This is a genomic window from Lachnospira multipara ATCC 19207, from assembly GCF_000424105.1.
GTDB lineage: Bacteria > Bacillota > Clostridia > Lachnospirales > Lachnospiraceae > Lachnospira > Lachnospira multipara.
Window position 1 is genome coordinate 1 of the sequence record NZ_AUJG01000016.1, and the last position, 21,005, is coordinate 21,005.

The window sequence follows — 21,005 nt, forward strand, 5'->3', positions numbered from 1 at the left end:
ATCTAGTAAATTTATTTTGGTTAAATAAAAACCCACCACTAAGTTTACAAGAAGACTTAGAAAACCCACCACTAAGTTTACAAGAAGAATAAAGAAGTCTAAAAGTTATATATAACTTTCTATCTTTCGCATTCAAAGCCAACTAGAGAAATCTAGTCGATTTTTTTTAGATATTTCGCAATATCCACCCAAAAAACTTATATATTTAATGCAGAAAAGAACAAAACAGTTCTTTTCAATATAAAATACAAGGAGAAATTTATGAAAAAGAACAAATTAATCACAACACTTTTAATTTCCACACTTGCTTTATCAAGTCTTTTAACAGCATGTGGAACAAAGAAAAATACATCAGAAAATACAACAGAGCTTGTAACTGAAGCAACTCCTGATACTCTTACAAGTGCAGATGGTTCAAGCGTTGAGGGTGTTGAACTTGAAGGACTTACATTTAATTCAGAAGCCGTTGATATGACAGATGAAATGAATCAGGCTATTGAAAATTCAGGTTTTGCAGGTACTTTCACAAGTGCTGTAAGTTTCGATTTTAATATAACAGATGCTAATAACGAGAAGGTTCAGCCAAATGGAACAGTTTCTATCACTAAGGCTTTAGATACTCTTGAACTTCCAGAGGGATATTCAGTTGAGTATAAGGTTTATTACTACAATCCAGATACAAAGATGATGGAAGCTTGCGAAACAAGTAATGATGGAAATGTCGTTACATTTTCAACAACACACTTTAGCGTATATAGTTATTATTTCTATTATTTCAATGCAAATAAGGATTTAGTAACAAATATTCTTACTACAGACGAGGGTGTGAAGTTCTTTACAGGTGATGAATACGCAAAGTACATGATTGAGGAAGATGAAAAGGCATATCAGGCAGAGCAAGCAGCTAAGGCTCAGGCTCAGGCAGAAGCACAGGCACAGGCTTCAAGCTCAAATAGTACATCATCTTCAACAAGCAATACAACTAATGAAGTTGCAGATAATTCATCTAGTTCGACAAATGAAAGCTCTAATGACACAAGCGTTTCAGATAGTTCTTCATCAAGTTCATCTAGTCAGTATATTAAAGCAATTAATATACTAGACGGTCGTGATTTAACAGATGCATGGCAGATTACATGGTCTGATTTGCATGAAACTAAAAACCCAAGAATTTATGCACAACCTTCGGGTTATCCAGGAGTAGATCGTATTTATGTTTTTAATGAAGACTTAACTATTGCTCAAATGTGTTCAACAGCTTCGGGTGATACACAAGAAAAATATGATCAAGTAATAGATACTATATGGCAAATATATTTAAAACATGCAAATTAAATTATAAAGACAAGCTATAATGATATGATTCCCCCTTAAGTAGACAAATAACCAAATCTACTTAGGGGTTTTTATTTTTAATCTTCTATATTTATTATGGAACAATATTTTACTAATAAATTTAGGAGGTAAAGTTATGATAAAATCATGGCAATCAAAGAAAGATAAAGGTCGGATTGTTTTTATTTTAGTTGTTATTTTATTTGCTTTTTCTTTAATGTTAAATAATATATTGACAGTAAAAGCTTTAGACCAGCGTAATGCAAGATTTGATTATGAAATTAATCAAACGGGTGCAAATGGTGCTACGGGAACATATCAAATCACTTGGCTTGACTACAATGATGATATGGGAGCTTCGGCTTATCCTGATCTCCCTACGGCAGAGAGATGTTATGCACAGATGAATGATAATGGCATAGATTGGATGCGACTTACAGACTTTAACTTTGGAGCACAAGGTACTAATGTGGATTACACTTATGTTTCGGGTAATTTCGTAGGTCATACTCCATTCCTTTTATTAGAGGTTATAAGTGCTCCAGCAGGATATAGACTAAAAGAAGTATTAGACGATAATACAGAAATGGTATCTTATTCATATGTAGAAAACGGTCATCAGTTTGTATTACTTGATTGTGGTGTGTTTATAGGCGATTGGCAAAAAACAGGTGTAAAAATAGAAAGAAGTGAAGGTGTCATGAATTCCCTTACTATTGTTTGGGAAGATGATCCAGATCAACAAAAGGTTTTAAATGTAAATCCACTATATTGGAATGGTTCTTCATGGCAGGAATTTACAGATGGTTCATATGGTAATTTTAAAATATCTGGTTCAGATGCATGGCAAAGCGATGTGTGTATGAACGTTACAAAAGGCGTTACTTATTCTATTAATGCTACAAGAACTAATAGAAGTAATGTCTATGTAGAAAAGATTACAAAAGTAGAAAACGGTGTAGAAACCACTATTGGCACTACTTCTACAGGTGTGCAGACTTTAAACGCAGATACAACCGTAAATATATATTTTAAATTCACCTACGATGTTGTATTTAACTCAAACCCAACAAGCGTAACTACTAGAAATATCTATGGTGATACTATTACAACAAATCCAACAGGTAGTGTAACAACTATTAAAAATGTTAAGGCTGGTAATAGTATAACAATGCCTAGTGCTAGTTCACTAACAAGAACAGGTTATGAATTTGTGGGCTGGTCAACAAATCCTTCTTATAGTTCTCTAAGTTTTAGTTCAAGCCTTGGAGGATTAAATAGGGTAGGTACAACTATTACACCAAAGTCTTCAGGAACAAATATAAGTAATGGTACAACTATTACGTTTTACGCTATTTGGAAGCCTATCTCATATACAGTTCATTACGATATGAACCTTGCAAATGAGGAACAAATTCCAGATAAGCGAGTTCGTTTTGACGAAACGGTTACTGCACCAGATAGCGTAACTAGAGAAGATTATGAGTTTAGAAGTTGGCAAGTATATGATGGTTCGAATTATGGTGGCTATACTAATAACACTAATACAGATCCAAGTGTCGGTATTGGTACAAAGTCATATATAAATGCTAATGAAAAATTTAAAAACCTTCGTAGTTCGGACGGAACAGTTACCCTAGTAGCAATATGGAAACATTTTACTGATGCGGATGGCAACGATATAGAAAAACCAAATGCTAATACAAGCAATTCAGATTCGCCTTTCGCTCCGCAATGGAAGAATCAGGCAATTGACAGTCCTGCTGGATATTTCTATTATTCAGATACACCGATTGTAACAAGCCTTGGAAGTGTAAGTGCTAGTGGTACTCAAATTGGGTACTATTTAAATACTAATCAAACAACTAATTGGCAATATAAACGTCAGGCTTTATTTGCAAATGGCGATAAAGCTACTACATCTAGTTGGTATTACATAGATAGCTATGGATATGATTATGTATCAAGTACAGATACAGGAAATGTTCAGACAGTAACTTCAGCTAGTTTCACATCTAATAAAACGACAGATGGTAAGCTCATATATGGAACAGGCTATAATAATGTTACTTTAACAGATAATAATTCGATGCTTGTTATTCCTTGGGTTATTATGAGGGATGCTTGGTATGACTCACATATAAGTTATAATGAAACAACTACTTATCACGATACAGATGGTTATACATCTCTTATTGGCGATAATGATATACCAACACTTGAAGGTATAGATAAGCTAGAAAATATCGTGGGCCTTGATAAGTCTAATTTTACAGAATATATCGTAAGTCTTATAGGACATGACAATATCTCAGGTCTTAACTTAGATAAGTCTAGAATTGTAGTAACAAATTATGACAATTCACAAGTTGCTACGATAGGAAAAGCAGAAAATCAAGAATTAGATGAATATAATAGATATACTCACATTGATTGGAATAGCTTTGATGTTATGACGGTTAATCTTAAAGATTTTGCAGATAACTTGTTTAATGGTGACTATGGTGTTACTTATCACTTAGAAGATAATGTGGGAAATGTGTTAGACAATACAACTAATAGTTCAGTATTTGATTTAAAGGTTGAAGCCAAAACAAAACAAGGCATAGATACAGCCGAAGCTGAATTAATAAAGGGTGAATACTTTACTTTGACAGTAAGTACATTTGGTTATGCAAATGCTGTCAGAATCAAGTTCCCTGAAAACTGGTATATATCTGAAAGATATCCATTATATATTTACACTGGAAGCCTAGATGGAAAATATGATGCACAATTACTTGTAGAAATAACAAGTGATGTATTATATGTAGACAAAGAATCAAATCTAGGCCAATTAATATCTAATACAGATGATGGCACATGGATTCAGCAATTTATAATAATAACACCATTATATGCAGCTGGAGGAGAAGATAACATCCAGGTAACAGCATACAAGGGCGATGTCCATGTAAAAGGATTCCTTAATGAAAATCAGGTATATATTAATAATTTAATAGGAAATACCGTAGATAAAACTAAAGTAAAGACATTAAATAGAAAACAAAAGATAACAGTAGCTAGTGGCGCTAACAGTTCTATATTAGATAGATTAAGATACCACATAGTAGAAATTAATTAATAAGAAGTCGGCTAGAGAAATCTAGTCGGCTTTTTTTAGTTAAAAAAAAGATTTCTTATATATTTATAGTGAAAAACAAATATATAAAAGGAGGATTTATATGAAACCAGAAGAATTTATTAATGAGGACGAAGAGTATATTATTCCTGTTACTTGGGAGGTATATTCTACAATCAAAGTAAAAGGTGCTAAGAACCTACAGGATGCCATTGAATATGCCAAAACCCATATAGATGACATTCCTTTAGGAAACGGAGAATTCATTGATGACTCTTATAAAATTGAGATTCATAACGATGATGAAGCTATTACTGCTCAGGATTATACAGATATTGGAGGCGTAGAGATATATGCGAACCCATATCATGAATATGCTCTTGAAGTAAGAGTAAATGGCGAATTCGACCGTCAAATCGATGTATTTGTAAGTGCCGAAGAGGCAGAAGAGGCTGCAAAAGAAATCACTTTAAAACCGAACGAAACAATTGATATCGTTTGTATTAAGTACGATGAAAATATGCACGAACTTTCAGCTGAATCTATATATTAAGGAGAGATGCTATGTATCGAGAAATGTTAGATGATGGTCTTTATGATTCCGCCGAAGAATATGACGTTCTAAGAATGCAGGCGGAAGCTGAGTTCGAAGAAGAATGTGCACAAGAAGAAGCGAGAAAAGAGTACGAAGAAGAGTCAAATTGACGAACGAAAACGGGCTATATAATGTGGCCCGTTTTTTTTCGTAAAACCATGAACATTTTCTTCTATATTTGTATTGAAAACAAAATATAGAAAAGGAGAAAAATTTGTATTATGATTAAAGAAAAAGCATTAAATAAAGCTAAGGTTATGACTATTTCGTTTGAATGCATCACTAATACCGATATGCCGTGGATTAACACAGCGACTTTCCTCACCAACAGAGGAGAATTCACCAACGACAGAAATCAGACAGAGTATACATATGACTCTACCACAAGACTCATGTCGATGATCTGGAAAGAAGTTTATATTTGGAACGGAGACGAACCTAACTATAACATTCCAGACGACTTCTTCAAACATGCCGTTTTAAAAGAACTGGAAGTCGAAGATGATGCACCTGCGGGCTACGAAATCAGATGTATTCATTGCTATGTTGAAGGAAAAGAAATTGCTAAGGCCCTAGAACAACCTTGTGAGGATTGTGTGAGCAGAGCAGAACTTAAAAAGTGGCTCGATATGAATTTCTCATTTGGTGGAGCATTAAGGAAACTTGAATTATTCGACAGATTAGATAAAGAGTTACCATCTGTAACACCTACACGTAAGGTTGGAAAATGGATTCTTAATGAAATGCAAGGTGTACAAGCAACTGGATATAAAACTTATCATTGCTCAGAATGTGGACGAGAAATAAGTGGTAAATATCATGGGAAAATAAGTCTTTTGAAAGAATTTCCATATTGTCATTGTGGGGTAATGATGGAGGCAGATAATTATGTTAATAAAAGATGATAACAAGAAAATTAATAACATTCTTACAAGAAATGGATTTGTAAAAAAATCTAAAAGCGTTGATGGACGTTTAGATGATGTATATGAAAAATGTATTAAACTGCTTGATGAAGAGTGTAGTTATTATGCATATGTTGCAGTAAATATTAGCACAAATGATGTTCATATATATGTTGAATATGATTGTGGTGGAGAAGTTGCTTCATATGATGCAACATTACATGAGTCTAATTTTGAGGAAAATGAAGAAGAATTCATTAATGAGTTAGACCGTTTAGCAACAGATTATTTACTATAATGTATGTAGCAGAACAAAGGAATTTAAAAATGTCTAATCTATTACAACAAATACGGTTTAATTATCTTATGTTCGGAAGATGATTGCCCCGATTGTGTAACGGAAGAGCCTTATGAGGATGATTATAATTGCTTTTAGGAATAAAAAAGAGAGTAAAAAATTACCTAATATAAATTATATTAGATATTTACAAAAAATGGTAAATTATTCTTATATAATTAAAGTGTAAGACAAAGAGCTTACAATACACAAATCAAACATAATACAACCAAACGGCCTCTCCTTATTTTAAGGAGTGGCTGTATGGACCTTTAGCTCAGTAGGTTAGAGCAACTGGCTCATAACCAGTCGGTCCTAGGTTCGAGTCCTAGAAGGTCCACTAAGTTATCGATGCGGTAGTCGGAACTCTGTTGAGATTCTTTGAGTGCTATACAATTACACAATGTTCGATAAAGAGCATAAGTCGTAAATCGCAGCTCCTGTTGTAAAACTAGAATCGCTTACGATAACTTTTAAGAAACAATAAAAGGAGATTGTTTATTAGGAGGGCATACATGACAACTGTCGATTATATATCAGTCGGTATAACTCTAGCGAACATGATATTGTTTGTAATATATATGATATTTGCTATTCCTAATCTTATAAGAGAAATAAAACGTGGCATCAAGTTAGATCGGGAGATAAAGGAGTTAGATCGAAGAGCAAAAGAGAAACAGAGCCTATAGGGCATTAAAAAATTAAGCACTCACTTGAACTATCCACTAGGACAGTGAGAGGATTGAATGAAGGATAGCATTATGAATCCAAGACCTATATAGTGTGCTGGTCACACTGAAACGAGCCTCTACGACATAAGGGAATATGTGTATTCAAGAGGTATTTAATACTTGGCATTTGCTAAGAACTCTAATCAGTTTGAGTGATAACTGACGTTTACACCATGTTGAATAACATATCTTGTACGACAACAAGAGCAAAATTCAGCCCTTTAGCCAAGTGGTAAGGCACAAGGTTTTGATCCTTGCATTCGTTGGTTCGAGTCCAACAAGGGCTGTTTTCGGGAGCAAATTCCAACCGTCAGTATTTTTGCGGTTAAGATGTGCGGCTGGTCAACCTTAAGACCAATTTTGAATTATTAGCATTTACACGTTAAAGGAGGAATAATAGAAAATATGATAGAAGATATGATAGTCATTTTACTAATTGTCTTAAGCATGGTTTTGAGCATGGTTATTTTATGCCTAGTTAAATTTATAGAATACACACTTTCTAAAATCGAGGAAATTAAAAAGTGTCAATTTTTATATGCAAAATTGCTGAACCTAAATGAGTTCGTTTTCCATAAAACAATTTCCTCTGATCGTTATGGCATGATAATCAAAGAGGCTAGAGAGAAAGGTATATATCTTACTAAAGAAGAAGTGGATTTATTTTCTGAACAGTTAAATAGAATGCAAGAGAAGAAGGAGGCAAGTTCATGAGAAATATAATTATACGCAGAGTAATTGTCTTTAGCATATGGTGCATGATTATATCTATTGGCATTAATTTTTTTAACAGTAACGTATGGAATATTATTAGACACATGACACCAGAGGAAACATTTATATTGTACCCTGAATCTTTTTTTATTGCTATTGGCATTTTATGTATATTGATAGGCTTGACTGTAATAACAAAAAATCTATGGATGCGAATAGATTAGTTTTATGCGGTTATCAGAAACAGTAAATAAGCTCCAATAGCTCAGTTGGTAGAGCACTAGACTTTTAATCTAGTTGTCGAGGGTTCGATTCCCTCTTGGGGCATTTGGCAAGTATAATTTTGTATTTCTCCGTTTATTGTTTGTTTATAGCGGTCATGGTGCAAGTGATAGGTTCGATTCCTATCAACCGCTTTTTACAAGATTAGTTTATTCTTTATCTCACTTATGGGTAACACATTTATTGTGTTACCTTTTTTCTTGTTAATTCCCTTATTTTGATTTCTGCAAATGCTCTTATATATTTATTGTGAGAATGCGGAGGTAAATTAAAAATGGAAAAATTTATAAGTAAAAAAGAAGTTATGAAGTATATTGATAGGGTTATTGATGTCCCAAAGCAAATAAAGAGAGAAGCATATCAATATATTTTGCACAATTCATCTTTAATGAAGGGCGAAAATGGTGACGTAAAAATTAATGAAAGGGAAATGCAGGAATGCCTTAGAGAATGGGGCTACATTCATACTGTGTACGTGAATTAATGAATAAAAAAATAGTAATGTTAGTATTTGATATTTCGTCTCAAAAAACAGGATTTGCTTGCTTTGTAAATGCAAAATATGATAATGGAAAAACAATTGATTTAAGCAAAATCAGAGATAAAGATATTAGATTAAAACATATGCAAATGGAAATAATTAGAGTATGTAAAGAATGCAATCCTGAAATTGTCGTGGTAGAAAATCCTATTTATAAATCAAATATAAAGTCATACGGGATATTAAAAGAAATTCTAGGAACAATAGAAGGTTATTGCATTGCAAATAATATATATTATCACAAATATTATCCATCAGAATGGCGAAAGCAGCTAAAAGAATTTGGCCCAATCCCAAAAAAGAGAGATGAATTAAAAGCATGGAGCATTGAAAGTGTTAAGAAGAAGTATTTATTCATGCCAGATGATGATAATCATAGTGATGCGATTCTAATTGGCGATGCATATATAAACAAAATGTTAGATATAGAACGAAAGGCATAAGAATGGAAAGTTTTTTATTAAAGATAAGTCATGAAGGAACTATAAGAAATTATAAGTTGAAATTGTTAAATGAACATGAGAACAATGCAAATATAATACTAGAAAAAGTCCTTCATAGCATAAAAAAATTGGATACAGATAATTTTACGACTACAGAATATTTTATATTGGTAGAAAAGATATTCGCAGACAATGGTTTAATGGTAAATCAATGATGGAGGTTAAAATGAAAAATGGTTTAATATTGGGTGCATTAGATAAACCGCTGGAAACAGAAGGATACAGTATAAGTGATACGAGTATTAGTAGCACTAGTAGTAATACAACAAGTTCTAGCACAAATTCAGCGTTTAAAAGTGTATCTAAAGAGACTATGCCGACAGTAGAGTTTCAGGAAGTAGAAATTCAACAGCAAACAAACAATGGCCCTAATTATGTTAGGTTAGGCGTTGTAGCTGGAATAATTGTTGTTGCAGGTGTTACAATTGCACTTTTTAAGCATAAAAGAAAAAAGAAGCAAACAAAAACAAAGATTAGAAGTGCAAAGATAAAGGCTGCTAATGATAAGTTTAATGAAAAAAGAGAAGAAGTTAACGATAAATTAACAGATTATGCTAATTCATATTTATCACAATATGATTTTCATGATGATGATACTCTTTCAGAAGAAATAGTCTTTAGGGATTTATATGAAGAAAAAGATGATTCATTTAAATACAAAGAGAAAGAGACAGAGGAAGAGGATATTTATGAAGATGCAGCTAGTATCCGTCAAAAAGAAAGAAAAATAAAAGCAAAAGAATTAATAAAAGACGGAATTGATGAAGACATTGATACATATTTTGAAAAATATACAGATTATAAGGCAGCAAAAGAGTCCGAAGTTCCATGGTCGTTTAGAAATGAAGAAATTGAGACGCAGGTGAGACAGGATAAGGATTACATCGGAAATATTGATTCCGAGGAGAATACTTTATATGAAGGTGCTGAATTGCATGAAGACACTGAACTTAATAATCACATTATAGAAGATGAAGAAACACAAAGCGACACACCTATATGGACTAAATTTGTGGAAGATGAAGATGACGAAGACGGATTTTTTTAAAAGAAAGGATGTGGAAATTTGAAATCTATAATAGATAATTTATATCAATTAACCTTAAACAACAGTGTTGCATTAAAAATACTTATTCCAATAGCACTTTTTATTGGTGCATTATTTATAATTGTTCCCACATTCTTGATTAATACAGAAGTGGTTAATGAAAGAATGAAGAAAAATAAAAATGCTTATCTTACTCATTTTAGTAAAAGATATGTGCAAGATTTCCTTAATTGCAAATTAACAGTCTGGATGGATAATACATTTAAGTATTCAAGACTTTATACATATGGGATTGGTAAATATATAAGAACATCAGTAAGCTTCTTTTTAGCCACATTGATAACAAGTTTTGTACTAGGCCTTATGTCTATAGTTATTTTTAAATCAGTGACAATGAGTTTACTAATTTTTATTATATTTTTTAGCTTAAGCTATTTAGGATTATATATATTAAGAATGAAACAAAAAGCAGCTGTATCACTAGAGCTTATGAATTTTTTGAATTTATTGGGAAATTATTCTACAGCAAATTCAGAAATCTTTAGTATATTTGAACAGATTGCACCACAAGTTTCAGATCCATTAAGAACATGCTTGTACGAAGCTATTTATGAAGTGCAGGATGTTAATAGAGATAAGGTTGTCGCAATTAGAAATCTTTCAAATAAAATAGAAGATGAAAAATTCAAGGAAATTATGAAGAACCTCGAAATTGCGTTAAATAATGTAAGCTCATATGGCGAGATTGTAAGTACTAATAGACATTCTTTAATTGAATATTTGCATGGCAAGAAAATGAGGGCCAGTATTGCAAAGGAAAATCTTATTTCTTTTGTAGCAGTTTTAGTAGCCTTTATAGGTGTATTAGGAATGCTAGGAGAAATATTAGAAGTAAATATTGCGTTAACAATGGTAAATAGTGTATTAGGAGCATGTGTATTAATAATTGCTTTTTTAATTTCGGTTTATTTTATTGCGAGTGCTATACGTGCAGGAAAGTAGGTGTGATATAGAGATGGAGTATAAGTTTATAATATTTATAACCCAGTTAATAATAATAATGTTAATTGGAATTACAGTGTTTTTTATATATATAAAAATGGCAAAAGAATCAAAACAATTTATAAAAAACGCAGGAGATAAAATTGAAAAAAGTAAATTTTTTAGTTTTTCAGATAAATTAAAAAGACTAAAATCCCAAGGCGCACTTGTAAGATATCCTAAGTTAGCAGATCCGTCTTATTATATAATCATACATTTATTATTCGGATTAACTTTTGGATTAATAGGTTTTTTTATAACATATTGGTTAATAATTCCATTCGCTATATTTGGTCTATTCGTACCTGATATAATTTTTGCATATCAGTCAAAATCTGAAGAAAAAGAACTTATGAATGATTCATTAACACTTTGTAATATGCTTATATCTCAGATTAGAGGTGGAGCATATATCGGTTCAGCAATTGCTGCATGTAAAGATTTAGTAAAAAATAAGAGATTAAAAAAATGTTTAAATCAGTTTTATATAGATACTGCAACTGGACAAAAAACATTGCTGGAAGCTACTGATGAACTAGAAAGTAACTTTTCACAAAGTAATATTCAGACATTATGCATGATTATACGTCAGAGTGAGCAGACAGGTCGTTCAGTTGATATTCTAAACGATTTAAATAAGCAAATCTCAGATACACAGGAAGAAATATATAATTCAGACAAAGAAAAACTTAATAGACAAATGACATTAGGTATCTTATTGCTATTTGGAGATATGATAGGATATGTATTAATAATGTTTATTCAACAGATATTTTCACAATTATCATAACGAAACAAGGCAGCTATCATTTCCGATAGCTGCTATTCGATAAAATGTAAAAAACTTTGGAAAATATCGATTAAAAAATATTGAAAGGCGGTGAACTTTATAAGTAAGTTATCAAAGTATGAGCAAGAAACAACAATCAATTTCAATGTTGCTGAGTCTGATGCAGTAGTCTATACCCGAAGTAAAGCCGTTATGAGAAAACTTGATGCATTAGTTAACGAATTCCCAGAGGTTTATAAGTGCATAGGCGAAACAGATATCGACAAGACATATTCCATGCCGAAAAAGTACGTTAGTTATCGTAAGCCGAGAAGGATGTCTGAGGAAGAAAAAGAGCAGAGAAGAGAGAGACTGAAGCGATTCCACAAAAAAATGGGAACTGAATAAGAATAATTAGTGGGTTGTTTTGTAATGACAATCCACTTTTTTGTAATGAAAATTACTCTTATATATTTATAGTGAAAAAGAAAAATAAAATTCAAGGAGGTTTCATAAGATGAAGAAAGTATTAGGTAAATTAAAGTCAAGTACAAAGAAGGGATTTGACGGATTAATCGTTACAGTAGGTTTAATCCTACTTGTTATGATCCTTATTTTTTCATTCAATTACTTCATCATGCCAACATTAAAAGGCTCAATCCAGTCAACAGCAACAGAAATTGAGCAGTTAAACGATTGGGAGAATGGGGCATCAGATGTAACTAACCCATAATCAAATAAGCAGATATATGTGGGGGAGGAATTTTCTTCCTTCCCTGCATTGATAAGGTGGAATAATATGTTTAAAAAAACTCATAAGGGTTCGGGATTTGGAGATATGTTAGGAACTCTAGTTTGCATAGTGGCCTTAATGCTGATAGTGGTTAGTATGGTATATTTCTTTAAGATATTAGAAGTCAAAAGAAATATCAATACATATGCAAGAAGTTCTCTTTTAGTCTTAGAGCAGCAAGGCAGTTTAAACGAAACAGATATAGAAGAAATTTCAAACAAGCTTACAAATCTTGGAATCGATAGAAATAATATTGTAATTACATATAATAATGACAATACTACCGCTCAATATGGAGAGGAGGTTATTATTACAATTGAAGTTAATGCGACATACGAAGAGCTTGGATTATCGCCATATGTATCAGAACTTATCGGGAAGAATTTCAAATACAAAACAGAATATGCGTCTATTTCTAAGAAATAAACATAAGGGATGGGCTTTTATTTTTGGAGTATTTTTATTAGTTTTTACACTGACATTAGGTTCAATTTTATACCAGAGACAAAAGTTAAATATAGCAATAACTAGTGTACAAGATGCTTTAACAGCAAGCGGAATGGCTGTGCTAGATGTTGATACACAAAATATTACTCTTTTTGGTAATTTAACATTGAGCGATAATAATAAAAATAATGATAATACAGGAAGTTTTGAAAACTTAAACGATGTAAATAGAATGTATGAACAAGTAATTGACTTAATCGCAATAAATTTAAATATGGAACATGAAGATGGAACATATTTAGCTAATATTACAAGCGAAAATAAGTTGTACAATACATCTGTTTACCCTGCATGTGTAAAAAAGGTTATTTTTTATGATGTAAAAGATGAACAAATCAGAAGTTATACATATACAAGCCAATCTACTCCTGATGAAACTGATGTTATAAGTAAAAATAGAGAACCAATAGAAGAAATTCCTAATGTTGGATACTCTAGCTCTACTAACACATCTAGTTTTGGATTAAAAACGCCTACTGGCCAAGAGGTAAAAACTGATACTGTGAGCGTTTATATTGAATTCCAGTTCCCTGTAAAAATAATGGGAATAGAAAAATATGTAACAAAACAAATTTATTGCAATTTAGATCTAGAATAAGAATAGGAGGTCTTATGGCAGACAATTTTTATAGAGAAGATGAACTGATTGATATAGAAAATCAGGAAGCAAAAAAGGAAGACAAGGCAAAAAGAAAAGAGAAGAGAAATGGTAAACTTTCAATAGCTATTATTGCAGGATTAGTTTCAATCGTAATAGCTAGTTTATCTTATTGGTTATTATTATCTGCAGAAAATCGAGTATTAAGTGAATACGATAGAACATCTGTATATGTGCTTTCAAGCGATATATCTGCTGGTACTCAAATTACTGATAAGTCATATTTTACAGAAAAGCAAATTGATTCATCTGTAGTACCAGAAAATGCAATTACTGACCTATCGCAAATTAAGGATACATATGCATTATATGATTTATCAAAAAATACAGTTTTAACAGATAATATGTTTTATTCTATTAACGATGCTGAAAATGGAACAAAGGAAATCGGTATTTCATTATCATCTTTGACAAGTGGCGTTAATGGTATTATTAGAGAATCAGATTATATTGATTTATATATCTATAATGGAAATGCTAATTCATCGAATTTAACAAGTACATCAGAAACAACAGTAATTAATGGTGATAAATCTGTTACATATTTAAATCCTGGTGAAAGTATTTCAACTAAAGGAACAGTTGATACAAGTTTATCTGTATCACCAACATATAAAAGAATATATGTATCAAAGGCTTTTACATCTGATGGTGTAAGAATTTCAAATAACGATACAACAAGTATAACAAGCAGAATTAACATTGTTGTACCTGAAAGTGACGCAGATTATATTACAGGTGCAATTCTAAATGGTGCATCAATTAGTGCTACAATTTGTACAGAGTAAATAAAAAAAGACCTATTAGCTTTAAACGGCTAATAGGTTTATTTTTTTAGATTGATAAAGAGAGATATGTATAAATATCAGTGTTATCTTTATTTAATTTTTCCGCTAACTCTACAAAAGAATCAGCTCTGGCAACTTCCTTTTTATTAACAAATGCTAAAAAAATAAGGCCAGAAGGTCCTCTTCTTATCTTAAATTCTAAGAGTTTATCTTCCATGTATAATCACCTCCACGATAAATATACAAGAAGAAATTCTTATATATTTATTATGGAATAATATTTTTTAAAAAGGAGAAATAATTATGGCAATTAAAATTAAATTAAGCAATGGTGGAATTATGCCACGCAAGGCACATGATGTAGATGCAGGTTTTGATTTATGTACACCAAGAGAAGTATTAGTAAAGGCAGGCAGTTCTGCTGTAATAGATACAGGAGTACATATTGAAATTCCAGTAGGTTATGCTGGATTACTTGTATCTAAATCAGGATTAAATGTTAAGCATGGGCTTTTATCAACAGGACTCATAGATACAGGATATCAGGGTTCAATTGCTGTTAAGCTATATAACCATAGTACAGAAGATTATACTTTTGAACCAGGTGATAAGATTAGTCAGCTAGTGATTATGCCAATTTCAGTGGATACATTAGTAGAAGTTGATGATTTCGATACTGTAACTGAAAGAGGTACAAATGGATTTGGCTCTACTGGAAGAAGTGGAATTAATAACATGCCAACTGAAGGTGTACAAGAAAAGATTTTAGATTTCATCGAAGATAACCGTCCTACCGATGTTCGAACAGATTGGGAAAGAGGCTGCGCTTACGCCTGTGATGAAATCGAAGAATTAGCAACGAAACCATTAAGAAAGGACAAACTTTTAGATTTTATCGAAAACAACCGACCTACTGATGCTCAAACGGATTGGGAAGAAGGTTGTGCTTATATCTGTGATGAAATTGAAAAGTTGTTAATGTAATTTTTAAAGAAAGGTAGAAATAAATGGCACTAATGAAAATAGAAAATCCTATTTTTGTTAGTGCTAAATCCTTAAAAGAGCTTATGAATAAAGAAGAAACATTTGAAGAATTAAAACAGCGTGTATCAAACAATGCTCGTTATGAAGATTTCATATTTTTGGAAAAACCAACAGAATTTGACAAAACGGATCTATTTTCGGATAAATATGCTGAAATCCAGTTACATGATGTAAGTAAAATACCTGATTATCCAGATGTACTTGGCTTTTGCGGTGTATTTAAAATCGAAAGTGGAGAAATTGTTTCTTTAGATGGTGACTCTTATGGTCCACAAATGATTGTAGTAGGCTACCAAGAATTCGTATATGATAACGAAACATGTTTGGATTTGCTAACAATAAGGTGGTAACGTTACGAATAAAGTTGAAAGGAGAGAGTAAATGATGCAAGCAGAAATAGAAGATCCTTTTTATTTTAATGCTAAGAAATATTTTTTACTATATTCAATACGACAAAGCGAACCTACTTTTGATGTAGCAAAACGAGAATTAGAATATATTGTAAATAATACAGATTCTGTTTGTGAAGATGATGATTTAAAGAGATTTAGAATGTTTTCTGAAAGAACCCGAAAGGCGATTCTTCTTTTGATAATGGAAAGAAATACAGGAGGTAGAATATGAGCAGGTTGATAGATGCAGATAAATTAGAACCAGATACTGAGTGGAACGATTACGATGACGACTTTAGAGCCGAGGTAGAACAGATGGACTTTGACTTTGGTGATTTTTACGATAATACAGATTCCATAGTAAGAATGGTATTACAAGTTATCGACAAGTACAAAACAGAAAGGTAGGAATACAATGGTCATTAGTGTTGAAAAGTTATATGGGTTTTTGAACTCGACATCATTTTTGTGTAATGGAGATATTTTAGAGTTACTTGATGCAATGGTAGAACTAAATACAACCAAAGTAAAGTGGTGCGGTGAAGTGTATGACTTAGGTGCAGATGACGATAGATATGCAACGTTCCCTGTTAGCGAATCATATTCGACACCACATGATTGTTGTCTTTGGAGTGAAGAAAATAATTGCTGTAAAGCTGGACAGTCTAATTGTCCAGATAATGATAATTGTTATATGTTTGATTAGGATAATAATTGCCTAAAAGACTACCGTAAAAGATATGTATCCAGGATTCTGGGTACATATTATAAAGGTAGTCTTTTTTCTTATATATTTATTTTGTAAACAAAATTTGAAAGGAGAAACTACATAATGCATATTACAAATACAAGTGATGTTATTAATTTTTTACAAAATAATGAATTATCAGGAAAGGAAATTAATCAAATTCGTGAGGAATTGGCAAAGCAAAAAGCTGTGTTAGATATTTCTATTCGTTCAGCAAAAGACGTAGAAAACACTATATACGAATTTATAGATGCCAAGCAACAAGGAATCAAACTGACTCCAGCTCAAATCGAAAAGGTAATTGAAAATATAGATTTTAATGATCCTAAATTTTCTTGGCCAGATGGAAAGTTTGATGTTTATGAAGACGCTGTTGAAGATGCAGGTATTTATATTAAATTAAAAAATATAAAGTGGAAGAATTATAAACGATATGGTTCTGACAAATTTGAAAAACTAGTACCTGGAGATAAAATAATTGTTCCAAATAAAGGAAACTGTGAAGAACAAATTGTTTTAGAAAGAAAAAACAGATGGGAAGTTTTAACAGATAAGTACAGAGTAGCAGTAGCAAATCGTATATATTATGAAGAAAAGCCTTCAAGGGAATTGCCAAGCGAATTAGAAATGCCTGTTTGTCATTTATTCTATGGAGATATTTATGATTATTTAGAAGCAGAAAATAGATTTTTAGTTGCTTCATTTGACATTGACGAAAAAAACAGAGCGTAGAAAGGAATTTGTTATGATATATTCATTAGAAGAAATAAAAGAAGGTATCAATGATTTAAAGGATACTTTGTTAGATGCTAAGTTAAGAAACAATTTAGAGTGCCTTAGAAGATATGGATTAGATGAAAAGGAAATTCAATATCAAAGAAATTCTTGTGGCCAGATCAATAAAATTAGCATTTTAGAATACACTGCAGATAATGGTGTTAGATTAGAAAACATAGAATATTTCCCATTAGTGGATAACAATAAAAATTTTTCTAACGAAATAACACTTATGTTTGATGTATATAATGAATGTGAAGATTTATATTTGACAGAAACTTCAGAAGATGAAGTAGAAGAATATTATAAAAAAGCATTATCAGGGTATATTTACGACTTGTACCACAGACTTATATAATAAATGAAGGATATATGGATTATTGTGTGTTCATGCAGGAAATTTATAATAACAAAAATATTATAGAAGATTTTCTGATGGAATATGAACTAAAAAATCTATACAAAGCTTATTTAGAGTGTATGAGTTAAATATTAAAATCCGTCTTTGTCTATTTGATAAGGACGGATTTTTTTTTGCTTTTAAAAATCATATATATTTGTAATGAAACAATTAATCTCGATAGAAAGGAATTATTTATGGACGAGATACAGTATTATGAAAATATGGCAAAAGAAGAAGCAGCTCTTAAAGAAAAGGAACTTAATTTAGACCTCGCACCAGAATCTATTGATAGAGATGCAAATATCCTAGGGGCAGATATAGAAAAGGCCTTAAAGCAAAAAGATGGCAAAGCCCTAGACAACCTACATGATAAGCTGGTAAATGATGTAATTGATAAAGCTAATGTAGATGAACAAACAAAAGAAGACGCAAAAAAGTTTGCAAATGAGGAAATATCTGAAGAAGACAAGAAAAAGACATTGGAAGAATTGAAATCTGAATATTGGAAGTCTCTTAAAAAAGAAGAAGAATTAGAAAATCAAACCAGGCAGGCTGGATGCCCTCCAGAAGTTTTCGACCAGTTAAAAGCAGCCAAAGAACATACGGACAAATTACAAAAAGAAATTAGAGAAAAAAAAGGCTCGATAAAAGATCGACTCACAAAGCAAGTTAAAGCAGCTTTTAATTATGTTGAAAGAAGAGCTAAAATAAATCTTATAAGAGGAAAAAGATTCTTTGACGATATAAGCCGTAAAATAACACGTTCTTTAGAAGCAACAAAGCTAAGAGGTAAGCAAGCTTTTACAGAACTTGGCTATTCAATTAATAGAGCTGCGAAATCATACTATTTGGTTTCGGCTGCTGAGGCTAGAGTAACTGCTGTTGTGGAAAGAGGATTAGGAAATACTTTTGAAAAAGCTGAAAGATATACCTCTAATGTAAAGAATGGATTTAAAAACTTAGGCAGAACATTGATTGGTAAACAGCAAAAGATTGAACCTGTTAAAACTGGTAAAATATCGGCAGCTTTTAAATCTTTAGCAGATAAAAATATTGAATATGCAAATGAACATACAAACGCATACAACAATGCGCATAAAGCCTATATAAAATCGCAAGAATTAAATAAAAAAGCACTTAATGATTTAGGCAGAAATACTTCATCTCTTGATAAGAGAATAGAAAAAGCAAAAGCGAAATCTCAAAAGCTTAATAATAAGATAATTGACAACCCTACAAAAACAAAAGAAAACGCAAGATAAAAGCCTTAATAATCAATTTGTTACCCAATCACATTGCATATATGTGGTTGGGTTTTTAATAAATCATGGCTGGAAAATAAATATATTAGATATTTACAAAAAACGACTAAAAATTCATATATATTTATTGTGTAAAAATAAATAAACAAAACCAAGGAGATTTTTTATGATGACAGAAAGACAAGAAAAATTAGTAAATGCAATGAAAGATAATGCAAATAAGATAAATGAATTAAATAAGAAAATGGGGGCACATACAGCTAAGGATCGAAAGGAATCTGAAAAAGTAATTAAAAAATGTAGAAAAAATTTCAAGAATTACAAGAAAGCTGTAAATGTAGATGGCTTTGAATATTGCGATAAAAAAGTCGCATTAGATGTTTCGGAAGATGACTCAGGCTTTCTTTTGTATATGAGCCATTCAAGTTATGATAGAGCATTATATTTTTATAAAATTACAAAGAAAGAAAAAGATAAGATTAAATTAGAAGAAGCAGAAAAGAAATTTTATAATGCAATTATAGACCATATTATATACTCAGTTATATCTTTAGAAATAGCATCAACATCACGAATTGTAACCAACTTAGATGAATGCGACTTTTCAGTTCCACTTCTTAGAAACATGAAGGGTTATTCATTCAATTACGATAACCTAAATGAAAAAGATTTTATTTGGGATTATGAACATAATATGGCTAGTAAGACTGGTATTATACCTTATCTTGGAAATTTTTATTACCCAGCAACAGACACAGATTATAGATATTTAAAATATATCTATTTCGGATTTAATGATAATAATACTAAACTTAGAAATGGTGTATGGGAAAGTAATCAACATGAAGATCCAGTGTGGAACTGGATTAAAAATGTTTCATATGCTTCTTTTCTATGCGCTGGACATAACATAAAAAGATGTATTGACCTTTTGAATAAGTATTTTAATACAAATTTTGATATGTCGCATGAAGGTTTAGTAGAATTAACAAATTACTTATATGAAAATCATGAAGTTCGTTTAAGTGAATTGACTGATATGGAAATGAAAAAACTTAAAGAAAACGCAACTACGAGAATACATTATAATATGGATTCTATGTTTGCTCATTACATTGTTAAAAATCGTTATGCATTCACAAGAATTTTAGATCTTTATAAGGTATTAATGGAAGACTGCAAAAAGGTTTATGACATTGATTATATAGATATTATGTTAAATCAAAGAAAATATTTTGTGGATGAACAAATTGATAGACATTGTCTACCCCATTGGCGTGATGAACATGATTGCTTTGTAGATGATGACGGTAGATTGTTTCATTTTACAGAACTCGATTTATTACCTAGAAATAGAAGAAATGACATGTATAATTTGCTAGGACTTAAAAGAGATGAAAAATTAGTTCTATTTAGTGACCAAACATGGGAAAATTTTGAAAAAAGATATAATACTATGTACAAGCCACTATATGAAAGTGCTATTAATAAAAAAATAGCTAGTAAAGTATATGATGAAGAAACTCTTAAATTTGCTAAAGACGTGTTAGATACATATGATGAAATAATGGCAGATGAATCAAATTGGGATAAATATAAAGATATTTACAAAGATTATATTTATACAAATTATTTAATACTTTACACACTCATTGATGGATGCGATAAAAATTATATTTTACCTGAATAATTCATAAATCACAAAGGGCGA

Annotated in this window: 27 protein-coding genes and 3 tRNA genes; 29 read left to right on the forward strand and 1 reads right to left on the reverse strand. The window is 31.3% G+C overall.

Annotation, left to right across the window (positions count from 1 at the left end):
* The first annotated feature begins 261 nt into the window (after positions 1-261).
* The 20 genes from G600_RS0110985 (at position 262) to G600_RS0111095 (ending at position 14,668) form a co-directional block, all read left to right on the forward strand.
* On the forward strand, positions 262-1,335 hold the full coding sequence (locus G600_RS0110985) for a hypothetical protein (RefSeq protein WP_027431962.1): 1,074 nt from the start codon (positions 262-264) through the stop codon (positions 1,333-1,335).
* A 136-nt stretch (positions 1,336-1,471) separates the two neighbouring features.
* The gene (locus G600_RS0110990) at positions 1,472-4,459 is read left to right on the forward strand and encodes an InlB B-repeat-containing protein (RefSeq protein ID WP_027431963.1); all 2,988 of its coding nucleotides are present in this window, start codon (positions 1,472-1,474) and stop codon (positions 4,457-4,459) included.
* Between the two features lie 100 nt (positions 4,460-4,559).
* Positions 4,560-5,009 carry a hypothetical protein gene (locus G600_RS0110995; protein WP_027431964.1) on the forward strand — a complete coding sequence of 150 codons (450 nt, stop codon included), beginning with the start codon at positions 4,560-4,562 and terminating at the stop codon, positions 5,007-5,009.
* 11 nt (positions 5,010-5,020) lie between these two features.
* Positions 5,021-5,161, forward strand: coding sequence for a hypothetical protein (locus tag G600_RS15730; protein WP_155885968.1), 141 nt, complete (start codon positions 5,021-5,023; stop codon positions 5,159-5,161).
* 111 nt (positions 5,162-5,272) lie between these two features.
* Positions 5,273-5,956 carry a hypothetical protein gene (locus G600_RS0111005; protein WP_027431965.1) on the forward strand — a complete coding sequence of 228 codons (684 nt, stop codon included), beginning with the start codon at positions 5,273-5,275 and terminating at the stop codon, positions 5,954-5,956.
* The gene (locus G600_RS0111010) at positions 5,940-6,254 is read left to right on the forward strand and encodes a hypothetical protein (protein ID WP_027431966.1); all 315 of its coding nucleotides are present in this window, start codon (positions 5,940-5,942) and stop codon (positions 6,252-6,254) included. The genes G600_RS0111005 and G600_RS0111010 overlap by 17 nt, the downstream gene beginning before the upstream one ends.
* A 305-nt stretch (positions 6,255-6,559) precedes the next feature.
* A tRNA-Ile gene (locus G600_RS0111015) sits at positions 6,560-6,633 on the forward strand.
* Between the two features lie 606 nt (positions 6,634-7,239).
* Positions 7,240-7,311: transfer RNA gene (locus G600_RS0111025), tRNA-Gln, on the forward strand.
* 118 nt (positions 7,312-7,429) lie between these two features.
* The gene (locus G600_RS0111030) at positions 7,430-7,738 is read left to right on the forward strand and encodes a hypothetical protein (RefSeq protein WP_027431967.1); all 309 of its coding nucleotides are present in this window, start codon (positions 7,430-7,432) and stop codon (positions 7,736-7,738) included.
* Positions 7,739-7,992: 254 nt separating this feature from the next.
* A tRNA-Lys gene (locus G600_RS0111040) sits at positions 7,993-8,065 on the forward strand.
* Between the two features lie 229 nt (positions 8,066-8,294).
* Entirely contained in the window at positions 8,295-8,504 is a 210-nt protein-coding gene (locus G600_RS0111045; protein ID WP_027431969.1) for a hypothetical protein, read from the forward strand.
* A complete protein-coding gene (locus G600_RS0111050) occupies positions 8,504-9,004 on the forward strand; it encodes a RuvC family protein (protein ID WP_027431970.1) in 501 nt (166 codons plus the stop codon). The genes G600_RS0111045 and G600_RS0111050 overlap by 1 nt, the downstream gene beginning before the upstream one ends.
* 226 nt (positions 9,005-9,230) lie before the next feature.
* The gene (locus G600_RS0111060) at positions 9,231-10,112 is read left to right on the forward strand and encodes a hypothetical protein (RefSeq protein ID WP_027431972.1); all 882 of its coding nucleotides are present in this window, start codon (positions 9,231-9,233) and stop codon (positions 10,110-10,112) included.
* Between the two features lie 18 nt (positions 10,113-10,130).
* Complete coding sequence (locus G600_RS0111065) at positions 10,131-11,114, forward strand: hypothetical protein (protein WP_027431973.1); 984 nt, start codon at positions 10,131-10,133, stop codon at positions 11,112-11,114.
* A gap of 13 nt (positions 11,115-11,127) precedes the next feature.
* Entirely contained in the window at positions 11,128-11,943 is an 816-nt protein-coding gene (locus G600_RS0111070; protein ID WP_027431974.1) for a hypothetical protein, read from the forward strand.
* A 192-nt stretch (positions 11,944-12,135) separates the two neighbouring features.
* Positions 12,136-12,330 (forward strand): hypothetical protein, encoded by a 195-nt coding sequence (locus G600_RS0111075; protein ID WP_330362000.1) that lies wholly within the window; start codon positions 12,136-12,138, stop codon positions 12,328-12,330.
* A gap of 109 nt (positions 12,331-12,439) precedes the next feature.
* Positions 12,440-12,655: a hypothetical protein gene (locus G600_RS0111080; protein WP_027431976.1), complete on the forward strand. Its 216-nt coding sequence runs from the start codon at positions 12,440-12,442 to the stop codon at positions 12,653-12,655.
* A gap of 66 nt (positions 12,656-12,721) precedes the next feature.
* Positions 12,722-13,141: a DUF4320 family protein gene (locus tag G600_RS0111085; protein ID WP_027431977.1), complete on the forward strand. Its 420-nt coding sequence runs from the start codon at positions 12,722-12,724 to the stop codon at positions 13,139-13,141.
* Positions 13,074-13,820, forward strand: coding sequence for a hypothetical protein (locus G600_RS0111090; RefSeq protein WP_155885970.1), 747 nt, complete (start codon positions 13,074-13,076; stop codon positions 13,818-13,820). Before G600_RS0111085 ends, G600_RS0111090 begins: the two co-directional genes overlap by 68 nt.
* 14 nt (positions 13,821-13,834) lie before the next feature.
* A complete protein-coding gene (locus G600_RS0111095; RefSeq protein ID WP_027431979.1) occupies positions 13,835-14,668 on the forward strand; it encodes a CpaB family protein in 834 nt (277 codons plus the stop codon).
* Positions 14,669-14,714: 46 nt separating this feature from the next.
* Here G600_RS0111095 and G600_RS15735 read toward each other — a convergent pair whose 3' ends face one another.
* Entirely contained in the window at positions 14,715-14,885 is a 171-nt protein-coding gene (locus G600_RS15735) for a hypothetical protein (RefSeq protein ID WP_155885971.1), read from the reverse strand.
* Positions 14,886-14,971: 86 nt separating this feature from the next.
* Here G600_RS15735 and dut point away from each other — a divergent pair, with 86 nt between their 5' ends.
* The 9 genes from dut (at position 14,972) to G600_RS0111150 (ending at position 20,984) form a co-directional block, all read left to right on the forward strand.
* The gene (gene dut / locus G600_RS15225) at positions 14,972-15,652 is read left to right on the forward strand and encodes a dUTP diphosphatase (protein ID WP_051195492.1); all 681 of its coding nucleotides are present in this window, start codon (positions 14,972-14,974) and stop codon (positions 15,650-15,652) included.
* A 23-nt stretch (positions 15,653-15,675) separates the two neighbouring features.
* The gene (locus tag G600_RS0111110; RefSeq protein ID WP_027431980.1) at positions 15,676-16,062 is read left to right on the forward strand and encodes a hypothetical protein; all 387 of its coding nucleotides are present in this window, start codon (positions 15,676-15,678) and stop codon (positions 16,060-16,062) included.
* Between the two features lie 31 nt (positions 16,063-16,093).
* The gene (locus G600_RS0111115) at positions 16,094-16,336 is read left to right on the forward strand and encodes a hypothetical protein (protein ID WP_027431981.1); all 243 of its coding nucleotides are present in this window, start codon (positions 16,094-16,096) and stop codon (positions 16,334-16,336) included.
* On the forward strand, positions 16,333-16,512 hold the full coding sequence (locus G600_RS0111120; RefSeq protein WP_027431982.1) for a hypothetical protein: 180 nt from the start codon (positions 16,333-16,335) through the stop codon (positions 16,510-16,512). Before G600_RS0111115 ends, G600_RS0111120 begins: the two co-directional genes overlap by 4 nt.
* Before the next feature lie 40 nt (positions 16,513-16,552).
* A complete protein-coding gene (locus G600_RS0111125) occupies positions 16,553-16,810 on the forward strand; it encodes a hypothetical protein (protein ID WP_155885972.1) in 258 nt (85 codons plus the stop codon).
* Positions 16,811-16,936: 126 nt separating this feature from the next.
* Positions 16,937-17,584, forward strand: a complete 648-nt coding sequence (locus tag G600_RS0111130; RefSeq protein WP_027431984.1) for a hypothetical protein — start codon at positions 16,937-16,939, stop codon at positions 17,582-17,584.
* Positions 17,585-17,597: 13 nt separating this feature from the next.
* Complete coding sequence (locus tag G600_RS0111135) at positions 17,598-17,987, forward strand: hypothetical protein (RefSeq protein WP_027431985.1); 390 nt, start codon at positions 17,598-17,600, stop codon at positions 17,985-17,987.
* Positions 17,988-18,226: 239 nt separating this feature from the next.
* A complete protein-coding gene (locus G600_RS0111145; protein WP_027431986.1) occupies positions 18,227-19,294 on the forward strand; it encodes a hypothetical protein in 1,068 nt (355 codons plus the stop codon).
* A gap of 166 nt (positions 19,295-19,460) precedes the next feature.
* Positions 19,461-20,984, forward strand: coding sequence for a hypothetical protein (locus tag G600_RS0111150; RefSeq protein ID WP_027431987.1), 1,524 nt, complete (start codon positions 19,461-19,463; stop codon positions 20,982-20,984).
* Positions 20,985-21,005: the final 21 nt, after the last annotated feature.

Bases quoted from the DNA above. Each gene is read 5' to 3' on its own strand.
- G600_RS0110985 (WP_027431962.1), top strand. From the start codon at position 262: ATGAAAAAGAACAAATTAATCACAACACTTTTAATTTCCACACTTGCT.
- G600_RS0110990 (WP_027431963.1), top strand. From the start codon at position 1,472: ATGATAAAATCATGGCAATCAAAGAAAGATAAAGGTCGGATTGTTTTT.
- G600_RS0110995 (WP_027431964.1), top strand. From the start codon at position 4,560: ATGAAACCAGAAGAATTTATTAATGAGGACGAAGAGTATATTATTCCT.
- G600_RS15730 (WP_155885968.1), top strand. From the start codon at position 5,021: ATGTATCGAGAAATGTTAGATGATGGTCTTTATGATTCCGCCGAAGAA.
- G600_RS0111005 (WP_027431965.1), top strand. From the start codon at position 5,273: ATGATTAAAGAAAAAGCATTAAATAAAGCTAAGGTTATGACTATTTCG.
- G600_RS0111010 (WP_027431966.1), top strand. From the start codon at position 5,940: ATGTTAATAAAAGATGATAACAAGAAAATTAATAACATTCTTACAAGA.
- G600_RS0111030 (WP_027431967.1), top strand. From the start codon at position 7,430: ATGATAGAAGATATGATAGTCATTTTACTAATTGTCTTAAGCATGGTT.
- G600_RS0111045 (WP_027431969.1), top strand. From the start codon at position 8,295: ATGGAAAAATTTATAAGTAAAAAAGAAGTTATGAAGTATATTGATAGG.
- G600_RS0111050 (WP_027431970.1), top strand. From the start codon at position 8,504: ATGAATAAAAAAATAGTAATGTTAGTATTTGATATTTCGTCTCAAAAA.
- G600_RS0111060 (WP_027431972.1), top strand. From the start codon at position 9,231: ATGAAAAATGGTTTAATATTGGGTGCATTAGATAAACCGCTGGAAACA.
- G600_RS0111070 (WP_027431974.1), top strand. From the start codon at position 11,128: ATGGAGTATAAGTTTATAATATTTATAACCCAGTTAATAATAATAATG.
- G600_RS0111075 (WP_330362000.1), top strand. From the start codon at position 12,136: ATGAGAAAACTTGATGCATTAGTTAACGAATTCCCAGAGGTTTATAAG.
- G600_RS0111080 (WP_027431976.1), top strand. From the start codon at position 12,440: ATGAAGAAAGTATTAGGTAAATTAAAGTCAAGTACAAAGAAGGGATTT.
- G600_RS0111085 (WP_027431977.1), top strand. From the start codon at position 12,722: ATGTTTAAAAAAACTCATAAGGGTTCGGGATTTGGAGATATGTTAGGA.
- G600_RS0111090 (WP_155885970.1), top strand. From the start codon at position 13,074: ATGTATCAGAACTTATCGGGAAGAATTTCAAATACAAAACAGAATATG.
- G600_RS0111095 (WP_027431979.1), top strand. From the start codon at position 13,835: ATGGCAGACAATTTTTATAGAGAAGATGAACTGATTGATATAGAAAAT.
- G600_RS15735 (WP_155885971.1), bottom strand. From the start codon at position 14,885: ATGGAAGATAAACTCTTAGAATTTAAGATAAGAAGAGGACCTTCTGGC.
- dut (WP_051195492.1), top strand. From the start codon at position 14,972: ATGGCAATTAAAATTAAATTAAGCAATGGTGGAATTATGCCACGCAAG.
- G600_RS0111110 (WP_027431980.1), top strand. From the start codon at position 15,676: ATGGCACTAATGAAAATAGAAAATCCTATTTTTGTTAGTGCTAAATCC.
- G600_RS0111115 (WP_027431981.1), top strand. From the start codon at position 16,094: ATGATGCAAGCAGAAATAGAAGATCCTTTTTATTTTAATGCTAAGAAA.
- G600_RS0111120 (WP_027431982.1), top strand. From the start codon at position 16,333: ATGAGCAGGTTGATAGATGCAGATAAATTAGAACCAGATACTGAGTGG.
- G600_RS0111130 (WP_027431984.1), top strand. From the start codon at position 16,937: ATGCATATTACAAATACAAGTGATGTTATTAATTTTTTACAAAATAAT.
- G600_RS0111135 (WP_027431985.1), top strand. From the start codon at position 17,598: ATGATATATTCATTAGAAGAAATAAAAGAAGGTATCAATGATTTAAAG.
- G600_RS0111145 (WP_027431986.1), top strand. From the start codon at position 18,227: ATGGACGAGATACAGTATTATGAAAATATGGCAAAAGAAGAAGCAGCT.
- G600_RS0111150 (WP_027431987.1), top strand. From the start codon at position 19,461: ATGATGACAGAAAGACAAGAAAAATTAGTAAATGCAATGAAAGATAAT.